The following is an 18,863-nucleotide window of genomic DNA, read 5'->3' as shown; positions in this document are numbered from 1 at the left end:
ATTTCAACCCAAAATCCGGCTCTCGGCGGGCGCCGAACCTATGATCTTGAATTCGTTTTGATTTCCCCCAGAAATCACAAGAGAAGCCTCTTGCTTCTTCCGAAATTCGGGGTCCGTCTAACATAGGATGTTCGGACTCGCAACACGCGTAATGCCCGAATACGCCTTTCACATGAATTTCTGTCCGCAAAATTGCGCAATGGCCTGAAAGCAGGCCACGGAAGCCGTCTGCCGGCAGCAAGAGTTACGTCTGGGTGAAGCCGAAAACGTAGAGCAGTGGTAACGCGGCCAAAGCGATCTGCACAACCAGGAGTAAATAGTTGACGATATTACTCCCCTTATCGGACAGGATCGAGATGATCCGGGCAAAGGCAGCCATGGCGAAGGAGGCACCGAGCGCCATGTAGATCCAGTCCTGGGCGAGCATGATCGCCGACAGGCCGAAGCCGAGATAAAAGCCGCCCATCGAGCGTCCCTCGCCGAAGCCTTCCGGCCGCCCCTCCTGTGCCTGCAGACCGAGGAGACGGAAAGTTTGGCCCGGGGCGAACATCATGATGAAGCCGGCGAGCGCCGTGAAAGCGGCGGAGCAAAAGGCAAGCTGCTCGCCAAGCTCGGTCGGAAAATAAAACTCCATGCGTCAGCCCCAAATCACCCGGATGAATCAGTGTTTTATGGCATGCGCCGAAAAAGGAGGAAATGGCGACGTTCTGTTTTAGAGAAAACTCTGCGGATCGATATCCAGCTGCACCTGCACCGATCCGCGCTCCTTGGGCGATTGCGACAGCATCACCCGCAAGAACCCCTGCATGTCGGAGTTCCGCCGCCCGTGCACCAGCAGGCGGAAACGGTGGCGGCCGCGCACCAGCGCGAGCGGCGCTTCGGCCGGGCCGAGGACCGAGATGCCCGACACCTGAGGTGCGGCGTTGCGCATGCCGCGCGCATGGTTTTCGGCGTCGTGGCGGGTTTCGGCCGAAACGATAATCGAGGCGAGCCGGCCGAAGGGCGGCAATACGGCGCGTTCGCGTTCGGTGATCTCGCGCTCATAGAAGGCGTCGGAATCGCCTGACACGATCGCCTGCATGACCGGATGCTGCGGCTGGTAGGTCTGCAGCAGCCCATGGCTCTTGAGGCCGGTGCGCCCGGCACGGCCGGTCACCTGCGACAAAAGCTGGAAGGTGCGCTCGGCCGCGCGCGGGTCGCCATTGGCAAGGCCGAGATCGGCATCGACGATGCCGACCAGTGTCATCAGTGGAAAATTATGCCCCTTGGCGACGAGCTGGGTGCCGATGACGATATCGGCCTCGCCCTTGGCGATCGCGTCCAGCTCCAGCCGCAGCCGCTTCACCCCGCCCATGATATCCGAGGAAAGAACGATCGTTCGCGCCTCCGGGAAATGCCGCTCCACCTCCTCGGCGATGCGCTCGACTCCCGGCCCGCAGGCGACGAGATGGTCGAGCGTACCGCATTCCGGGCACGCTTCCGGCGTGCGCTCGGCATGGCCGCATTGATGGCATTGCAGCTGCTTGCGGAAGCGATGCTCCACCAGCCAGCTCGAACATTGCGGGCACTGGAATCGGTGACCGCAGACCCGGCAGAGCGTCAGCGGCGCATAACCGCGCCGGTTGAGAAAGAGCAGTGCCTGTTCGCGCTTCTCCACCGTCTTGCCGATCGCCCGGATCAGCACCGGCGACAGGAAGCCGCCTCGCTCCGGCGCATGCCGGCGCATATCGATGAGATGCAGGTCCGGCAGCGCCGCATCGCCGAAACGCGTCGGCAGGTGAACGGTGCTGTAGCGGCCGCTCTGCCCGTTGACCTGGCTTTCGACCGACGGCGTCGCCGACACCAGAATGACGGGAAAATCGCCGATGCGGCCGCGCACGACGGCCATGTCGCGGGCATTGTAGAAGACGCGATCCTCCTGCTTGTAGGCGGGATCGTGTTCCTCGTCGACGATGATCAGACCGAGATCCTCGAAGGGCAGGAAGAGCGCCGAACGGGCGCCCGCCACCACGCGCACTTCGCCGGTCACCGCCTGGCGCCAGACCTTTTCGCGCATGCGCGGCGCCAGATCGGAATGCCATTCGGCCGGCTTTGCCCCGAAACGATCCTGGAAGCGCTCCATGAAACTTGCCGTCAGCGCGATCTCCGGCAGCAGGATCAGCACCTGCTTGCCGCGCTTCAGCGTCTCGGCAATCGCCTCGAAATAGACCTCCGTCTTGCCGGAGCCGGTCACCCCGTCGATCAGCGACACCGAAAACTCGCCCTTGCGGACGTCGGAAACGATCTCCTCGGCCGCCTGCTTCTGGGGTCCTTCGAGACGGGCTGCGGCAAAATCCGGATCCGGCATCGCCACCACCGGCGGCGGCGGCAAAAATATCGTCTCGAAGATGCCGAGCGTGATCAGCCCATCGACGACGCTCGTCGAAACGCCCGCCGCATGCGCCAGGCCGCTGCGCGTCCAGGAAAAGCCGTCGGAGGCCGTGTCGAGCACCCGGGCGCGCGCCGGCGTCATCCGCTCCGGGTCGCCGCCGACGAACTTCAACCCCTCCACCATCGGTTCCGGCTCGAAGGCGTTCGGCGCCCGCAGCGCCATGCGCGCGACGAGGCCGGGCGGCGAGAGCGTATAGGTGGCCACCCAATCGATGAAATCCCGCATCTCTTTGGAAAGCGGCGGGCAATCGAAGACATGGCTGATCGGCCGGAGCTTCTTCGGATCGACGCCGTCCTCGCCGCCGTCCCAGACGACGCCGATCACCTGCCGCGGGCCGAGCGGCACCTGCACGACCGAGCCGGGCTCGACCGCCATGCCATCCGGCACCGAATAGGAATAGGGCTTTGGCGCCGGCATCGGCACCAGCACCGGAACCGTTCGGTTCGCGGGCGGTGCCTCGAAAAGCGCGCCAAAGAGATCGGACGAATCTGTGCTCATCGGGCGAGACCATGCCCGCAAATCGATGGAATTGGAACCGCAAAGACAGAGCGATGGGTTCCGGGGCGTCGCGACGATTTGACGACCGAAGCTCAGAGCGCCAGCTTCATCTGGCCAAGCGGTCGCCATCGCCGGAATAGGCTTCATTTGTCTCGCCGTTGCGCTGCCGCAGGCGGATGATCGCCGACGCGTCGCGAGGATTGGGCGGTAGCACCGCGTTCTTCAAGGCGATCGAATAGGCGTGTTTCGGATGTTCCAGCACGTCCCTGGCATCTCCGCTCTCCACCACCACACCCTTGCGCATGATCACCACGCGATCGGAAATGTAATAGGCGGTCGCAAGATCATGGGTGATGTAGACGATCGAGACGTTGAGAGAGTCGCGCAGATCGCGGAAGAGATTGACGATCGACATGCGAAGCGATGCGTCCACCATCGAGACGGGCTCATCGGCGACGATCAGCTTCGGCTCCGGTATCAGGGCGCGGGCGACGGCAATGCGCTGCAACTGACCGCCTGAAAGCTCATGCGAGAAACGACCTTTTATCTCCGCCATCGAAAGGCCGACGCGCTGAAGGGCAACGTCGGCAAGCGCCTCTTTCTCGGCGCGGCTCTTCGCGCCCTTGAAGCGATGGGCGGTGGCCAGCAGATACTCGTCGATCCGGGTCAGCGGATTGAAGGCCTCGAACGGATTTTGGAAGACCGGCTGGACCTTTGCCATGAAAGCCTCGCGGTCCCTGCGGGAATGCACCGACTTCACATCAGCGCCGTCGAAGCGGATGCTGCCCCGATCGGCCTTTTCATTACCGAGGATCATCTTTGCCAGCGTCGATTTGCCGGAACCGGATTCACCGACGATCGTGAATATCTCGGGCTTGTCGGCGGCAAGGGCGAAGCTGACATCGTTCACCGCCTTCATCTTTTCGCGCGAGAAGAAACCGCCGATCGGAAAGAGCTTGGTCACATGGTCGAGTTCGAGGAGGAAATGGCTGCTCATTGGATCTGGTACTCCCCGGCGCGGAAGCATGCGACCCGCCCGCCTGTGGCGCTCGGCAGCATGGCCGGCACTTCACGGGCGCATTTGTCGATCGCAATCGGACAGCGTGGATGGAACCGGCATCCTGAAGGCGGATCCGAAAGCGCCGGCGGCTTGCCTTTAAGGCTCTTTCGCGTCGAGACGTCGCCGATGCGCGGCAGGCTGCCGATCAGATGGACGGTATAGGGATGCTGGGGATTGTCGAAGATCGCCTGCGTCGGCCCCTCCTCCGCCAGCCGGCCCGCATACATGATGGCCAACCGGTCGGTGATGGCGGCATGCACGGACATATCGTGCGTCACGAAGATGACCGAGGACTGCATGCGCATCTGCACTTCCTTGATCAGCGCCAGCACGTCCTGCTGGACGAGCACGTCGAGCGCCGTCGTCGGCTCGTCGGCGATGATGAATTCCGGCTCGCAGACAGTTGCAAGGGCGATCGTCAGACGCTGGCGCATGCCGCCCGAAAGCTGGTGCGGAAAGGCATCGAGCACATGGGGATCGAGATGCAGCCGGGCAAGATGTGCTTCGACACGGGCGTGGAAGGCAGCGGGATCGAGGTTCATATGGCGGGAGGCGAAATCGGTGAAGGCGTGTTTGACCCTTCTGACCGGGTTCAGCACGTTCATCGAGCCCTGCATGATGTAGGAAAGGTGGCGCCAGCGTGCCGCCTTCATCTTGTCCGGTTCGGCATAGACATCGATGGGCCCGTCGGCAAAATTGAATTTCACCGTTCCGCCGACGACGCGCATCGGCGGGCGGATGGCGCCGGCCAAAGTCTTGATCAGCGATGTCTTGCCGCTCGAGGATTCGCCGGCAATGCCGTAGATCTCGTTTTTGCGGATGGTCAGGCTGATATCGTCGACGGCGCGGATCTCCCGCCGCACGCCGAAATAATCATTGACGTAGTAGCATTTCAGCCCATCGATCGTCAGGGCGTCCATGGCGTTTTCGGCAAGGGTCAACGGCCGCCTTCTCATCAGATTCTGCATCTCCTCAAGCTCCCATCCGGGCCAGGCGCGAACGCGGGTCGATATATTCGTTCACCGACATGGCGAGCATGAACAGGCCGAGGAACAGGATGACGACGAAGAGCATCGGGAAGGCGACCCACCACCATATGCCCGATACCATTGCGGAATGCGCATTGGCCCAGTAGATCATGCCGCCGATCGTCGGCCGGTTGATGTCGGAAAACCCAAGCACCGAGAGCGTCACCTCGAGGCCGATCGCCCAGATCAGGTTGTTCATCGTCGTGAAGAAGACGATCGGCATCACATAGGGCAGATGCTCGCGGATGAGGATCTGCCGTGTGCGCATGCCCGAGAAGACCGCGTGCCGGGTGAATTCCCGGTGGCGGAGAGACAGGGCGACGGAGCGGATCAGACGGCTGTCATGCGTCCATCCAAGCAGCGCTGCGGTGATCGCCAGCATGAACCACGTCATCTGGTCGCGAAGCACGAAAACCAGAAGCAGCAGGATCGGAATATTCGGCAGGGCGCCGAGCGTATCGTTGACCGCCATGATGATCTGGTCTGTCCGGCCGCCGATATAGCCCGAGATCAGCCCCACGGCGATGGCGATGATGCGGCTGACGAAAGCGACGATGATGCCGAAGAACAGCGTGTTGCGCATCGAGGCGGCGATCTGCCAGAAAACCTCCTGGCCGCGCGAGGTGGTGCCGAGCCAGAATTCGGCCGAAGGCGGCATGTCGGGCGCGACGACATAGATGGCGTTCTCGTCATAGGGCGAGAAGAACGATGCCACGATCAACGCCAGGATGAGGCAGATCAGGACGGTTCCGAGCAGGAACTCCTTGTTGTAGCGCAGCAGGTCTCTGAGGACTTTGAACATCACGGATTATCCCAGTTTCACGCGCGGATCGATCAGCGGATAGATGATGTCGATCACGAAAACCGCGGCGGCGACGGCGATGATGGCGATTGTGGTGACGCCGAGCACGAGGCTATAATCGCCGGAATAAATGCCGGAGATCAAAAGCTTGCCGATCCCGGGATAATTGAAGACGAACTCGACGATGACGGCGCCGCCGAAGACGTTGCCGAGACTGAGCGCCAGGCCGGTGACCTGCGGCAGCATGGCGTTGCGCGCGACATATTGTGAAAAGATGCTGCGCGAGCGCACGCCGCCGAGTTCAGCGTAAACGACATGATCGTCGGTGACGATGTTGGATACGAGCGAGCGCATCGAGATGAACCAGCCGCCGATGCCGACGAGCACGAGGGTCAGGGCCGGCAAGATGCCATGCTCGATCACCGAGCTGATGAAGGCCCAGTTGAAGCCGGGCGGGAGATTGACCTGTGCGCCGTCGCTGATCGGCAGGATAGGCCAGATGAAACCGAAGAGGATCACCAGGCTGAGGCCGATGATGTAGGTCGGGATCGGCTGTAGCGCCATGATGACGACACCGGCGACCTTCAGCAACTTACTGCTGTGGAAATAACCGGCAAGCGCGCCGAGGAAATTGCCGATGATCCAGGAAATGATCGTTGCGAGCGTCAGAAGCCCGACCGTCCAGGGAAGAGCCCGGCCGATCACGGTCATGACGGGGGTCGGGAAGGAAGAGAGCGACGGACCGAAATCGCCGGTCAGGACGCGGCCCCAGAAGGTGACGTACTGGTCCAGCAACGGCCCGCCGGTGCCGTAGAGTTCACGCAGCGATTCGCGAAGGATCTCGACGGCCTGCGGATCGGTGGAGCCGAAGCTCGTCAGCAGCGACACGGTCTGCTCGATCGGATCGACCGGCGAAAAATGCGCGATCAGGAAGGCCAGCGTGATGCCGGTGAAGACCACGAAGAGAAATTGCAGAAAACGTTTTGCCGCATAGATCAGAAAGCCATTCATGACATCGACCCTTCAATAGCAGAACGGAAACAGCCGGCGGCCGGCTGTCTCCCTTATGGTGCCCCGATCAAGGCTTCGGCGCATCAGGGTTGGCCTTCAGCCCGACCACCATGTAGCGGATGTTCGACCAGTTCGGACCCGAGGCCGAATAGGGATTGTCCGCGCTTGGATAATTGGTCCAATAGGTCGTATCGAGCGGCGCGAACTTGTTGTAGGCCATCAGCGGGATCATCGGCATTTCCTCGACGGCGAGCTTCAGGAAGTCCTGACCGAGCTTGGCGACATCCGGCGAATCGAAGGCGATCGATCGGTTCTTCTCGATGAGCAGGTCGAGACGCGGATCCTGCCAGCGCTGCAGATTGCGCGGCGGCTGGATCTGCCCGAGCGGCTTGATGAACTCCGAATGATAGCTGTCGAGGAAGAAGGAGAGATCGGGATGACCGCCCCAGGTCTCGATGCTCCAGTAGATCGCCGTCTCGAAATCGCCTGTGCTGAGGCGTTGACCGTTGGTTGGGCCGGCGACATCGACCTTGGTCGCGATGCCCGCCTGCGTCCATTGCTGGGCAATCACCGTGCCGGCGCGGGCCAGTGTCGGAATGGCATCGCCTTCCACCTGCAGACGGATCGTAAAGGGCGTTCCGTCAGGCTTTACCCACTGGCGACCGCTCTTCTTGAAGCCTGCCTTCTGCAGCAGTTCGGTGGCGGCCTGAACGTCCTTCTTCCACCAGCCGAAGCCGAATGTACGCTGTAGTTTGGCCGGATCCGTCGGGATCTGATCGGCCCATTGGCTGCGCACCATATTGGCGATCTGCGCCGAGATGTTCGGATCGTAAGGCTTGATCTTGCGGGAACCGGTGTCGAGCTCGAAATTCGTCAGCCAGTCTTGCATCGGTGCGTAATAGTCGTCAGGGGCAGAACCCGTCGGCGGAGTGGCTAGGGCTGCGATATTGGCCGCACCGCGATAGGAGCCGAGCGCCACTTCGCGGATATCGATCAGCAGCGCGAGAGCCCAGCGAACATCCTTATTGTCGAAGGGCGCCTTCTTCGTATTGAAGAGAACGGAAGGCAGCGTCGGATCCGGATGCGCGAAAGGGAAACCCTTCAGCCACGAGGCCGTACTCTTGCTGTCACGCATGATCGAGAACATGCCCTCGGGCGCCATGTCGTTGATGACATCGAGATTGTGGTTGCGCTGTTCGATAACGCGGGCTTCCGGATTGCCGGCGGCGCGATAGACGACATATTTGACCTCAGGCGGCTGTTTCGCAGCCAGGCCGATCGACGTGCGCTGCCAGTCGTCGCGCAGCCTCCAGATCGTCCAGTTGCCGCCCTTGTCATAGCTTTGCAGCTGATAGGGCCCGAGCGAGACCGGCGGGTTGTTGTTGTACGACAGCGGATCTGCAGCCTTCTCGAAGACATGCTTCGGCATGATCCAGGCGGCATTCCAGCGCACGGTGAAAAGCGTGTGGAAGCGCGAGTTCGGTTTCTTCAGATGGAAGACGACCGTTTGCGGATCCGGATTTTCCATGCTCGCGACATTGACGGTGAAGGGCGCGCTCCAAGCCATGCCGGGATGATCGATCTGCGTCTGCACGGTATAGACCACATCGTCGCTGGTGAATTCGACACCGTCGCTCCAGAAGATGCCCTTGCGCAGCTTCACCGTCATCTCGGTGAAATCGGCGTTGTAGCTCGGGGGCTCGCTGGCAAGGGCGTTCTGCCAGGCGTCCTTGCCGCCTTCGGGATTGATGAACCATAGCGTATCGGTGGTCAGCTGCTGCAGGCCGTTGAGGTTTGCCGCCGCCCCGCCCCCAGGAGCCCAGAGGTTGAACCAGTCGGCATTCTGCTGCGGCGTGCCTTGGATAATCAGCGTTTCGTTGCGCGGTATGCCGGCAATGAAATCCTGCGCAAATGCCGGAAGGGCCATAAGAGACATTAGCGCGATGGCTGCATATCTACGGAACTTCATCGGATGTTCCTCCTCCTCAACTCGCCACGGCGAGCGCTTCCCATAATCAATTGACGATGCGTCCAGCGAACCCCTGCCTGCGCGTGCCGCAGGGACACATGCACTCCTCGACGGCGGGCGAGCTCACGCCACAGTTATCGACAATTTTTCAAGAAACGGCAACCGATAATTTTGATGACTATAAAAAATAGCGCATTTTCAGGCATTTTTGACGCTCAATGATAAAGCATATTTTTATATTATTGACAAAGCGAGCATTTGGCTTAGCTTTTGCGGCGAGCGCGGCGCCCTCCCAAGAGGCCGTACTTCATCACCAGACAGGTCGGCCGCTTTCGGGAGGGGCTTTGGCATGATCGTTCAAGAGGACACTACGATGAGCAGCCCTTATGACGTGACGATCTCCGTTCACGCCAACCGGCCGACCGGCAAATACGAACCCTTGTGGAACTGGTTCGGCTATGACGAGCCGAATTACACTTACTCCCCACACGGCAGGAAGCTGCTCAAGGAACTCACAGAACTCAGCCCCGAACCGCCCCGCATCCGCGCGCACAATCTTCTGACCAGCGGCGACGGCCTGCCTGCCCTCAAATGGGGTTCGACAAATGCCTATACCGAGGATGCTGACGGCAATCCGGTCTACGACTGGACGATCATCGACAGGATCTTCGACACCTATGTCGAAGCCGGCAACATTCCGCTGATCCAGATCGGCTTCACACCGGAAGCTCTCTCCGATTTCGACGGTCCTTACCGTCACGAATGGGAGCCGGCCGATAAATACGCGACGATCACCACCGGCTGGACGGCTCCACCGAAGGACCTGAAGAAATGGAGCGACCTGATCGAAGCATGGGCGCGCCATCTCGCCGAAAGATATGGCGAGGCCGTCGTTTCAAGCTGGCCGTGGGAAGTCTGGAACGAGCCGGACGGTCACTACTGGATCGGCACCATCCCGCAATTCTGCGAAATGTATGATGTCAGCGCCAAGGCTCTGAAGCGTGCCTTGCCGAATGCCCGTGTCGGCGGACCGCATACCTGTGGCGCCTTTGCCAACGAAAAGGCCCAGACCTTCCTGCGTGCCTTCCTCAAGCATGTCGTCGAAAACAAGTCGCCAATCGATTTCCTCGCTTTCCACGCCAAGGGCAATCCGGTGATCTATGAGGGTCACGTTCGGATGGGCCTGCACAAACAGCTCCGTGACATCGAGACAAACCTTGCCATCATCAATGAATTTCCGGAACTCCGGCACCTGCCCGTGGTAATCGGCGAATCCGATCCGGAAGGCTGCGCGGCCTGTTCTGCACGCGTCCATCCCCAGAACGGCTATCGCAATGGTCCGCTCTACGGCGTCTATATCGTCGAGAGTATGATCCGCACCTATGAGCTTGCAAGACGCGCCAACATCCATATCGAAGGGGCGGTCACCTGGGCCTTCCTCTTCGACGACCAGCCCTATTTCGACGGTTTCCGCGATCTTGCGACCAACGGCGTCGACAAGGCCGTTCTCAATGGCTTCCGCATGCTCGGCAAACTCGGCGGCGAGTGGCTGGAATCGGAAAGCGATTATCGCCGCGACATCGAGGACATCATGAACCACGGCGTGCGCGGCAAGCCCGATGTCAATGTCGTGGCGACCCGCGACGATAAGGGCGTTTCCATTCTGCTCTGGCATTATCACGACGATGATGAAGCCGGGCCGTCCGCAGACATTTCGGTCAATCTCGACGGCTGGGGCGACAAGTCCGCGTCACTCAGGCATTTCAGAATGGACGAGGAACATTCCAACGCCTTCGGCGTCTGGACGGCGATGGGCAAGCCGCAGAATCCGACCGGCGAAGGTTATGCCAGGCTGGAAGCGTCGGGAAAGCTCGCCGAGATCGACGAGGCATCGGTCAAGGTTGATGGCGGCAAGATCGTCCTCAAGGTCTCCCTACCGCGTCAAGGCGTGTCTCTGCTGCGCCTCGATTGGTGAGCCGGTAGGCGAAGGGAGCGCAATCGAACGATGCGCTCCCCTTCAAACGGCTAGCCGCGTCAATGATCGCTGACATAGGCGAGATAACGTTTCTTGCTGGGCTGCAGATGGTCGACACAGAGCTGGGCGAGAACCCAGTTGTCAGTGCCGCGCAGCATCTCGATCATCAGCCGGTGATGCTCATGCGAGATGCGCAGCGACTCCTTGCTCGACATCGAATTGGCGCGCACGGGCAGGCTGAGACGCATATAAAGCTCGATTGATTGCACGAGATGCGCATTGCCGCAGGCGCCGAAAAGCGTCAGGTGGAATTTGTCGTTGGCCTCGTGCACGCCTCTGAGATAACCGGATTCGACGTGACGGCCATGCTCCTCGTGCAGCGCCAGCAGTTCCTCGATCAACGCTTCAGGTGCCGGCAGCTTTATCCACAGCGCAGCCTGCCGTTGCAGCAACTCACGGACATCGTAGATTTCCTGAACCTGGCGAGCAGTCAGCGAGCGGACGGTCGCCCCTTTGTTGCGCTCCCGAACCACGATACCCATCGTCTCGAGCTGCACGATCGCCTGGCGGGCGAAATGGCGCGTGACGTGAAAGCGGGCTAGAAGCGCGTCTTCGGTCAGACGGGTCCCGGGCGCAAGCCGGCCGAAAATAATGTCCTCCTCCAGCGCGCGGGCAATGCTTAGATCATCATGCTCGATGCCGTCTTCGCGGCTTTCGTTGAGCGTCTGCAATGTCATCTCCTCTGACGGGCGCGCCATGTTACCGTGGATTGCGTTCCGGGTCGAACCGGCTCAAGCGATAGATATCCTCGACAAGAGCAAGCGTCTTCATGTTATCGCCCGGCGATGTTTCCATCGCGACCTTTCCATCGAGACTGTCGAGGAAATGCGCAATGGTCGCGTCATAAGCGCCTTGGTAGGTCTCGTCGAGATCGAAGCTCTCCCGGCGCTGCTCCGCACCCTGCGCTAAGAGCAGATTGCCTTGGAGTTCGAGCGTGCCGCGCGTTCCGAAGATGCGTAAGTGATCACGCGGCACCGGCGGAGCACCATGCGCGGCGAGATTGGCGTTGACGGTGACAAGAACGCCGTCGCCCAGCCGGCGCAGGACGACGCATGCCACATCCTCCGCGACGATATCGCGATTGCTCCTCTCAAGCCGCGCACCGACCACCTCCATCTCGCCCAGAAGATATCTCAGCGTATCGAGATGATGAATCATGACCTCCATGACCAGCAGCCGCTCCTGCGTCCGGAAGAAGGGTTGGCGCACCAGCGCCGGCCTTCGCCCCTCTGCATCCGCTAGCATGCCGCTGGACAGGAATTCGAACTGCGCCTGACGGACATCGCCTGCAAGTCCTTCGTCGAGCCATGCCTTCAGCCGCCGATAATAGGCGCGGAACCGCCAGTTCTCGTGGATCATCAGCCTGCCCTTGCCGGAAAGCTCTGCCAACAGGTGAACAGCCTCGTCGTAGGAAGAGGCGAGCGGCTTCTGGCAGATAATATCGAGCCCCCTTGCCGCCGCCAGCCGGACCAGTTCGGCGTGAAACTCCCGCGGCGCGCAGATATCGACGGCATCGAGCTGCTCGGCTTCCAGCATCGCCTCAGCGCCCGCATAGTTGCGCGCGACCTCGAAGGCGGCCAGCCGGGCCTCGATCGTGCTCCGCGACGGGTCGGCGATCGCCACGACCTCGGCGCGATGCAATTGCCGCCTCCATGCCGATAGATGGTAGGCGCTGACCCAGCCGGCGCCGACCATTCCGATACGCCGTCGTCTCGTCCCCGTCATGGCGCTTCCCTCTGCTTCAAGTTCATTTTATCAATAATCTATCCGGCTTCTTCATGAAAGCCAATCATCGACTCATCAAAATAAGGCGACGATCGATCGATATTTCCTTGGAAACTTATGGGTATCGCTGAAGATATCCAAAAATACGATATGGTGACGCCATCTTATTTATTGACAATCCTCCATATCCCACTACGCTGACAGCACATTGGCCATGGTCAAGTTGGCGAGGGAGGAACAGGTTTGTCGAACGGTCTTCGTCGCAAGCTGACGAGTTATGGCGATCAGGGATTCTCCCTTTTCCTGCGCAAGGCATTCATCAAGGCCATGGGCTATTCTGACGATGCACTCGACCGTCCCATCGTCGGCATCGCCAATACTTACAGCGATTTCAATCCCTGTCACGGCAATGTGCCGCAACTCATCGAGGCCACCAAACGCGGCGTTATGCTGGCGGGCGCGATGCCCATGGTGTTTCCGACCATCTCGATCCACGAGAGCTTTGCCTCGCCGACCTCGATGTATCTGCGCAATCTGATGGCGATGGAAACGGAAGAGATGATCCGCGCCCAGCCGATGGATGCCGTCGTGCTGATTGGTGGCTGCGACAAGACCTTGCCGGCCCAGATCATGGCGGCTGCCAGCAGCGAGATACCGGCGATCTTCCTGCCGACCGGTCCGATGGCCGTCGGCCACCACAGGGGCGAACGGCTTGGTGCCTGCACGGATTGCCGCCGTTTCTGGGGGCGCTTCCGCGCCGGAGAGATCGACGAGGCCGAGATCACCGAGGTCAATAACAAGCTGGCCAGCTCGATCGGCACCTGCACGGTGATGGGCACGGCGAGCACAATGGCGAACCTGACCGAAGTCATGGGTCTCTGCCTTCCCCGCGCCGGTTCGGCACCCGCCGTCGAATCCGAACGCGTCCGCCTTGCCGAGGAGACCGGCCGTGTCGCCGCACGGCTCGCCGTGGATGAGGCCGCCCCGACGGTGCGCGAGATCCTGACGCCACAGGCGATCCGCAACGGCCTCGTGGCGTTGCAGGCGATGGGCGGCTCGACCAATGCCGTCGTGCATCTTGCCGCAATCACCGGCCGCCTCGGCCGTCGCCTCGACATGGCCGAACTCGACCGGCTGGGCCGGAGCATACCCCTGCTCGTCGACTTGCAGCCGTCCGGCCAGCATTATATGGAGCAGTTTCACGAGGCGGGCGGCGTCCCGGCGCTGTTGAAGGCGGTGCGTCATGAAATCGATGGCAGCGCCCCGACGGTCTACGGCAGGACGATCGGCGAGATTATCGACAACGTCGTCGACGAGCCGGGCCAGACGATCATCCGCACCGTCGAGAAACCGTTAAAGCCGATCGGCACGATCGCCGTCCTGCACGGCAATCTTGCGCCGCGCGGCGCCGTCATCAAACAATCCGCCGCCTCCAAGGATCTTCTCCAACATATTGGCCGCGCCGTCGTTTTTGATTCCGTCGAGGATATGACGCTGCGCATCGACAGCGACGATCTCGACGTCAAGGCCGACGATGTTCTGGTCCTGCGCAATGCCGGGCCGAAAGGCGCGCCCGGCATGCCGGAAGCCGGCTATCTACCCATTCCCCGCAAACTCGCCCGGCAGGGCGTGAAGGACATGGTGCGGATTTCCGATGCCCGGATGAGCGGCACGGCTTTCGGTACGATCATCCTCCACATCGCGCCTGAAGCCGCCGATGGCGGCCCGCTGGCGATCGTCCGTACCGGCGATCGCATTCGCCTCGATGTCGAGGGCCGGCGCATCGACATCGATATCGACGAGGCGGAATTCGATCGCCGCATGCTGGAGATCATCGACCGACCCTCCCCTGCCCCGTTGCGCGGCTATGCAAAACTTTATCAGGAACGCGTGCTCCAGGCTGACGAAGGCGCCGATTTCGATTTCCTGCAAAGCGACGAGCTCGACGCATGATGAGTACCGCTGATATAGAGGCCCCGCTTTGCCTGCCCCGCCGGCAACTGGCGCGCTTGCCGCGGCCGGCACTGCGGCAAGGCACGGTCGATACGCATTTCCACGTCTTTCGCGCCGACGCTCCGCTCAACACCCCGCGCAGCTATACGCCTGACATCGCGACGATTGCCGACTGGATCCAATTCTCAGAAAACCTTGGCATCGCCAAGGGCGTATTGGTACAGCCAAGCGTCTATGGCCTCGACAATAGCGTGCTGCTGGAAGCGCTCGCCGCCTTTCCGGGCCGTTTGCGCGGCATCGTCGTCATTGATCCCGAAACTGGAGAGACCGAGATCGAGCGGCTCCACCGGCACGGCGTGCGCGGAGTGCGGATCAACACACGCAACAAGGGCGGCCTTCCCTTGGCTACCGCCAGGACACTGGCGGAAAGGATTGCGCCTTTCGGCTGGTCGCTGCAACTGCAGATCAATCCCGAACAGCTTCCCGATCTTCCGGCAACATTATCCGGCATCCGCCTGCCCATCGTTGTCGATCATCTCGGCTTCATTCCGCTTGCCACAGAGACGAGACCACGGCATGTCGATGCGCTGAAAAGGCTGATGGACGCGGCTGATGCCTATGTCAAAGTGACCGCGCCCTATCGGTTGACGAAGGAGACGAACGACCAAGGCTTCGCCGAGGTCACCCGCACGCTTGCCGCGAGCCATGGGGAGAGGCTGCTCTGGGGCAGCGATTGGCCGCACACCGAATTATGGGATGGCATGCCCGATGACGCCGAGTTGATCGAGGCCATGCAGGCCGCCATCGACGATCCCACGGCTGCCGAAAAGATTTTTGTTCGAAATGCCGAAGTGCTGTTCTTCGGCCGCTGAATGGGAGACCACGAATGGCCAGACTGACCGAAGATGCCAAGGGCGTCTATGTGATCGCCGTAACCCCCTTCACCGATGATGGCTCTCTCGATCTCGCCAGCATCGACAGCATGGTCGATTTCTACGAAGGCGCCGGCGTCACCGGGCTGACGGTGCTTGGTCAGCTCGGCGAGGCCCCGAAATTGACCGCCGAGGAATCGAGGGCCGTGGTCGAACGGGTGCTGAAGCGCCTTGACGGGCGCCTTCCCGTCGTTGTCGGCGTCTCGGCGCCCGGACTTGCGCCGATGCGCGAACTCGCCGAAGCCGTCATGGGGGCGGGTGCTGCCGGCGTCATGGTCGCGCCGCCCTGGACCGTCAAGACTGACGATCAGGCTTTCGCCTTCTACCAGTCGGTCGGCGAAACCCTTGGCGATACGCCCTTCGTGCTGCAGGATTATCCGCTCACCACCAATGTGACGATCGCGCCCAAGGTCATCGAGCGCATCGTCAACGAGGTGCCGAATTGCGTCATGCTCAAGCACGAGGATTGGCCGGGTCTTTCGAAAATATCAGCGCTTCGCGCTGCCAGCGACAGGGGCGCCATGCGGCGCATATCCATCCTTTGCGGCAATGGCGGGCTTTTCCTGCCCGAAGAGATGGGCCGCGGCGCCGATGGCGCCATGACCGGCTTTTGTTATCCGGAGATGATGGTCGGCGTCGTCGAGGCCTATGCGGCCGGAAATCCCGATCGCGCCCATGCGATCTTCGATGCCTATCTGCCGCTCGCCCGCTATGAACAGCAGCAGGGCATCGGCCTTGCCTCGCGCAAATACGTGCTCGCCAAGCGCGGCGTGATCAGGTCCGCCGCCCTGCGCAAGCCGGGCGCCGGGCTGTCGGCGCTCGATATTGCCGATGTCGAGCGGCTGCTGGCGCGCCAGGCCATCCGCCTCAACGAGATCGGGGCGTGAAGCTCGACCCATGCAGATCGAAACGATGTGTGTGTCCGCACTGCCCGTTGGCCTGAAATCCGAGCGACTCCCAGAATTTCGCCGCGCCATCGTTTCCCGCATGAACGGTGACGATGCAGCAGCACGACCGCGCATGGTCGAGCAGTGCCAGGGCAAGCATCCGGCCGATGCCGCGCCCGCGCATTGCGGGACTGATATAGAAACGCCGCATCCGCAACGCCCTCGACATGGCCGCTTCGACGGTCATGCCCCCGACGCCGGCAAGCACCGCATCGACATAAGCGCCGAGCAGCCTTTCGCCGTTACCCTCGAACCTGACATCGCCGGCCGACCATTCGTCGATAAGGCGGGTGATATGGCGATAACCTTCCTGCCGGGCCTCGCTTTCGAGATCTGCGATCTGCTGCGGCAATCGATCGCGGATCATGCGGATATCGATTGTCATGGTGGTGCGCGAATCTAGGCTGCAGGGACCGGAATCTCGCGGCGCACTGCCGCATCCGGCAGGCCGACCGGAGCGAAGGTCGCATCACCATCGACCGCCATGTCACGCACCGTATGTTTCTCCAGCGCTTTCGTCACCTCGGTGAGGTCGCCGTCCAGATGTTCGGCCGGGATGAGATTGCCGATCACGAAATCGAAGCGATCGCCGCGTTTGTTCAGCAGCTCGTGAAACACCGTCATGTCGCGAAGCTCGGTCGACCATTTCGCCAGCCAGTAGAACAGGCCGGAATTGCGCGCCGTCATATGGACGGGAAGGATCGGCAGATTGTATTTGCGCGCCAGTCCGACGGCCGAGGTCTTCCATGGGCGTTCGTTCAGCCGGCCGTTCGCCCAATAGGCGATGCGGCCTGAGGGAAAGAGCACGGTCGCCTTGCCCTCCTTCACCGCATGGTTCGTCAGTTGCAGCGTCTCGCGCGCCTTCAGCTTGCTCTTGTGCTCCTCCCGCCATTCGACGGGAATGATCATCTCGGCAAAGCGCGGATTGACGCGGATGGCATCGCGATTGGCAAAGAACATCATATCAGGCCGGCGTGCTTTCAGGAGATCGAACACGGCAACACCGTCGGCGATGCCGGTCGGATGGTTGCTGACGAGGATGAAGCCGCCGGTTTCCGGAATGCGTTCGCCATTGACGATGCCGATGTCGAGTTTCAGCACGTCGCTCAGATATTCGAACGACTGGAAGCCCGGCATTTTCGCAACCGCATTGGCGAATTCGAGCGCCTTGTTGTAGCGCAGCAGCGTGTAGAGGAACGGTCGCATCACCGGCCAGAGTGGATTTTTGACGATCCTCTGGCCGCGTTCGGCAATCAGCGTGTCGACGATATGACCGGGCTTTCCCTGTGAAACGAGAGCGATCGCTTCCGCGAGCTGTCCGAAAGCCGTCATGGAATCGCGCCGTGCCATGAAAGATCCTGTCTATGGGGTATAAGCTATCGCAGTACAATATGATCGAAGGATGACAAAGGCTTGGCCGGCATTAGCAATTCCATAACCGTTCCTGCTTCAAATTGGCGGACTTGAAGGCAAATTCAAGGCTCGCGACGTGAACGAACTGCTTGTTATCGCCGATCCGCGCCTGATGGCGGAGCGGGCCGCATGGCTCGAAAACCTCGCCCGCGAGCGCCGTCTTTCCGAGCACACGCTGGACGCTTACGAACGCGACACCCGCCAGTTTCTGACCTTTCTGACCGGCCACCTCGCCGGACCGGCGACGCTTGGCGACATCAGGGAATTGCGCCCCGCCGATTTCCGCGCCTTCCTGGCCGCCCGACGCAAGCAGGGTTCCGGCGCCCGATCGCTCGGCCGCAATCTCGCCGGCCTTCGCTCGCTGCTGCGCCATCTCGAAAAGAAGGGCCTGGTCAATGCCGCCGGTGCTGCCGCGATACGCTCGCCGAAACAGCCGAAATCATTGCCCAAGCCACTCTCGGATACCCAGGCGATCACCGTCGTCAGCGACGAAGCCCAGCTCCATGACGAACCCTGGATCGCCGCGCGCGATGCGGCTGTGATGACGCTGCTCTACGGCTGCGGCCTGCGCATCTCCGAAGCGCTGGATCTCGTTCCCGCCGACCTGCAGAAGGGCGCGACGACACTGCGCATCACCGGCAAGGGCAACAAGACGCGGCTGGTGCCGCTGCTGCCCGTGGTCTTCGACGCGGTCGAGAAATATCGCGCGCTCTGCCCATATCACCTCGAAAGTAGCGAACCGCTGTTTCGCGGCGCCCGCGGCGGCAGGCTGCAGCCGGCGATCATTCAGCGGACCATGCAGAAGATGCGCAGCGCCTTCGGCCTGCCGGAGACGGCGACACCGCATGCGTTGCGCCATTCCTTTGCCACCCACCTGCTTGCCGGCGGCGGCGATCTGCGCACCATTCAGGAACTGCTCGGCCATGCCAGCCTTTCCACAACGCAGGTCTATACCGGCGTCGATGCGTCGCGGCTGCTCGAGGTGTATGATCGGGCGCATCCGCGCGCGTAACTTTTCGTTCGCAACTTTTCGTTAACGCATTCTCTTAAAGGAATATG

The 18,863-nt window shown here is 61.3% G+C and carries 16 protein-coding genes; 5 read left to right on the top strand and 11 right to left on the bottom strand.

The window, feature by feature from the left end:
• Positions 1–244: 244 nt before the first annotated feature.
• The 7 genes from FHT75_RS25675 to FHT75_RS25645 all read right to left on the bottom strand — a co-directional run bounded on the left by FHT75_RS25675 (position 245) and on the right by FHT75_RS25645 (position 8,799).
• A complete protein-coding gene (locus FHT75_RS25675) occupies positions 245–634 on the bottom strand; it encodes a DUF4345 family protein (RefSeq protein ID WP_028755845.1) in 390 nt (129 codons plus the stop codon).
• A gap of 78 nt (positions 635–712) precedes the next feature.
• Positions 713–2,929, bottom strand: a complete 2,217-nt coding sequence (locus FHT75_RS25670) for a primosomal protein N' (RefSeq protein ID WP_028755846.1) — start codon at positions 2,927–2,929, stop codon at positions 713–715.
• A 106-nt stretch (positions 2,930–3,035) separates the two neighbouring features.
• Positions 3,036–3,926, bottom strand: a complete 891-nt coding sequence (locus FHT75_RS25665) for an ABC transporter ATP-binding protein (RefSeq protein ID WP_047615555.1) — start codon at positions 3,924–3,926, stop codon at positions 3,036–3,038.
• Positions 3,923–4,957, bottom strand: a complete 1,035-nt coding sequence (locus FHT75_RS25660) for an ABC transporter ATP-binding protein (protein WP_028755848.1) — start codon at positions 4,955–4,957, stop codon at positions 3,923–3,925. The genes FHT75_RS25665 and FHT75_RS25660 overlap by 4 nt, the downstream gene beginning before the upstream one ends.
• A 4-nt stretch (positions 4,958–4,961) precedes the next feature.
• A complete protein-coding gene (locus tag FHT75_RS25655) occupies positions 4,962–5,819 on the bottom strand; it encodes an ABC transporter permease (RefSeq protein ID WP_028755849.1) in 858 nt (285 codons plus the stop codon).
• 6 nt (positions 5,820–5,825) lie between these two features.
• Positions 5,826–6,830 carry an ABC transporter permease gene (locus tag FHT75_RS25650; protein WP_063473454.1) on the bottom strand — a complete coding sequence of 335 codons (1,005 nt, stop codon included), beginning with the start codon at positions 6,828–6,830 and terminating at the stop codon, positions 5,826–5,828.
• Between the two features lie 67 nt (positions 6,831–6,897).
• The gene (locus tag FHT75_RS25645) at positions 6,898–8,799 is read right to left on the bottom strand and encodes an ABC transporter substrate-binding protein (protein ID WP_063473453.1); all 1,902 of its coding nucleotides are present in this window, start codon (positions 8,797–8,799) and stop codon (positions 6,898–6,900) included.
• A 349-nt stretch (positions 8,800–9,148) separates the two neighbouring features.
• Between FHT75_RS25645 and FHT75_RS25640 the strand changes: the two genes are divergently transcribed.
• Positions 9,149–10,774, top strand: coding sequence for a GH39 family glycosyl hydrolase (locus FHT75_RS25640; RefSeq protein ID WP_063473452.1), 1,626 nt, complete (start codon positions 9,149–9,151; stop codon positions 10,772–10,774).
• A gap of 59 nt (positions 10,775–10,833) precedes the next feature.
• On the opposite strand, the gene FHT75_RS25635 is transcribed toward FHT75_RS25640, so the two are convergent.
• Together FHT75_RS25635 and FHT75_RS25630 are read right to left on the bottom strand one after the other, a co-directional pair.
• Complete coding sequence (locus tag FHT75_RS25635) at positions 10,834–11,505, bottom strand: GntR family transcriptional regulator (RefSeq protein WP_028755853.1); 672 nt, start codon at positions 11,503–11,505, stop codon at positions 10,834–10,836.
• A gap of 28 nt (positions 11,506–11,533) precedes the next feature.
• Positions 11,534–12,559: a Gfo/Idh/MocA family protein gene (locus FHT75_RS25630; RefSeq protein WP_063473451.1), complete on the bottom strand. Its 1,026-nt coding sequence runs from the start codon at positions 12,557–12,559 to the stop codon at positions 11,534–11,536.
• Between the two features lie 243 nt (positions 12,560–12,802).
• Between FHT75_RS25630 and FHT75_RS25625 the strand changes: the two genes are divergently transcribed.
• The 3 genes from FHT75_RS25625 to FHT75_RS25615 are packed head-to-tail and all read left to right on the top strand — an operon-like array spanning position 12,803 to position 16,331.
• Positions 12,803–14,512: an IlvD/Edd family dehydratase gene (locus tag FHT75_RS25625; RefSeq protein ID WP_063473450.1), complete on the top strand. Its 1,710-nt coding sequence runs from the start codon at positions 12,803–12,805 to the stop codon at positions 14,510–14,512.
• Positions 14,512–15,384 carry an amidohydrolase family protein gene (locus FHT75_RS25620; RefSeq protein ID WP_183845246.1) on the top strand — a complete coding sequence of 291 codons (873 nt, stop codon included), beginning with the start codon at positions 14,512–14,514 and terminating at the stop codon, positions 15,382–15,384. Before FHT75_RS25625 ends, FHT75_RS25620 begins: the two co-directional genes overlap by 1 nt.
• 14 nt (positions 15,385–15,398) lie before the next feature.
• A complete protein-coding gene (locus FHT75_RS25615) occupies positions 15,399–16,331 on the top strand; it encodes a dihydrodipicolinate synthase family protein (protein WP_047615565.1) in 933 nt (310 codons plus the stop codon).
• Here FHT75_RS25615 and FHT75_RS25610 read toward each other — a convergent pair.
• Positions 16,312–16,776, bottom strand: coding sequence for a GNAT family N-acetyltransferase (locus tag FHT75_RS25610; RefSeq protein WP_063473449.1), 465 nt, complete (start codon positions 16,774–16,776; stop codon positions 16,312–16,314). The two genes, FHT75_RS25615 and FHT75_RS25610, sit on opposite strands and share 20 nt — an antisense overlap.
• Positions 16,777–16,790: 14 nt before the next feature.
• Positions 16,791–17,741, bottom strand: coding sequence for a GNAT family N-acetyltransferase (locus FHT75_RS25605; protein WP_063473448.1), 951 nt, complete (start codon positions 17,739–17,741; stop codon positions 16,791–16,793).
• A gap of 139 nt (positions 17,742–17,880) precedes the next feature.
• Between FHT75_RS25605 and FHT75_RS25600 the strand changes: the two genes are divergently transcribed.
• Complete coding sequence (locus FHT75_RS25600) at positions 17,881–18,816, top strand: tyrosine recombinase XerC (protein ID WP_047615569.1); 936 nt, start codon at positions 17,881–17,883, stop codon at positions 18,814–18,816.
• The last annotated feature ends 47 nt before the right edge of the window (positions 18,817–18,863 follow it).

The organism is Rhizobium sp. BK112, from assembly GCF_014193215.1.
In the GTDB taxonomy this organism is placed as follows: Bacteria; Pseudomonadota; Alphaproteobacteria; order Rhizobiales; family Rhizobiaceae; genus Rhizobium; species Rhizobium anhuiense.
This window is presented reverse-complemented; position numbering and strand designations above follow the sequence as displayed.

Bases quoted from the DNA above. Each gene is read 5' to 3' on its own strand.
- FHT75_RS25675 (WP_028755845.1), bottom strand. From the start codon at position 634: ATGGAGTTTTATTTTCCGACCGAGCTTGGCGAGCAGCTTGCCTTTTGC.
- FHT75_RS25620 (WP_183845246.1), top strand. From the start codon at position 14,512: ATGAGTACCGCTGATATAGAGGCCCCGCTTTGCCTGCCCCGCCGGCAA.
- FHT75_RS25660 (WP_028755848.1), bottom strand. From the start codon at position 4,957: ATGCAGAATCTGATGAGAAGGCGGCCGTTGACCCTTGCCGAAAACGCC.
- FHT75_RS25610 (WP_063473449.1), bottom strand. From the start codon at position 16,776: ATGACAATCGATATCCGCATGATCCGCGATCGATTGCCGCAGCAGATC.
- FHT75_RS25615 (WP_047615565.1), top strand. From the start codon at position 15,399: ATGGCCAGACTGACCGAAGATGCCAAGGGCGTCTATGTGATCGCCGTA.
- FHT75_RS25655 (WP_028755849.1), bottom strand. From the start codon at position 5,819: ATGTTCAAAGTCCTCAGAGACCTGCTGCGCTACAACAAGGAGTTCCTG.
- FHT75_RS25605 (WP_063473448.1), bottom strand. From the start codon at position 17,741: ATGGCACGGCGCGATTCCATGACGGCTTTCGGACAGCTCGCGGAAGCG.
- FHT75_RS25630 (WP_063473451.1), bottom strand. From the start codon at position 12,559: ATGACGGGGACGAGACGACGGCGTATCGGAATGGTCGGCGCCGGCTGG.
- FHT75_RS25670 (WP_028755846.1), bottom strand. From the start codon at position 2,929: ATGAGCACAGATTCGTCCGATCTCTTTGGCGCGCTTTTCGAGGCACCG.
- FHT75_RS25650 (WP_063473454.1), bottom strand. From the start codon at position 6,830: ATGAATGGCTTTCTGATCTATGCGGCAAAACGTTTTCTGCAATTTCTC.
- FHT75_RS25645 (WP_063473453.1), bottom strand. From the start codon at position 8,799: ATGAAGTTCCGTAGATATGCAGCCATCGCGCTAATGTCTCTTATGGCC.
- FHT75_RS25640 (WP_063473452.1), top strand. From the start codon at position 9,149: ATGATCGTTCAAGAGGACACTACGATGAGCAGCCCTTATGACGTGACG.
- FHT75_RS25665 (WP_047615555.1), bottom strand. From the start codon at position 3,926: ATGAGCAGCCATTTCCTCCTCGAACTCGACCATGTGACCAAGCTCTTT.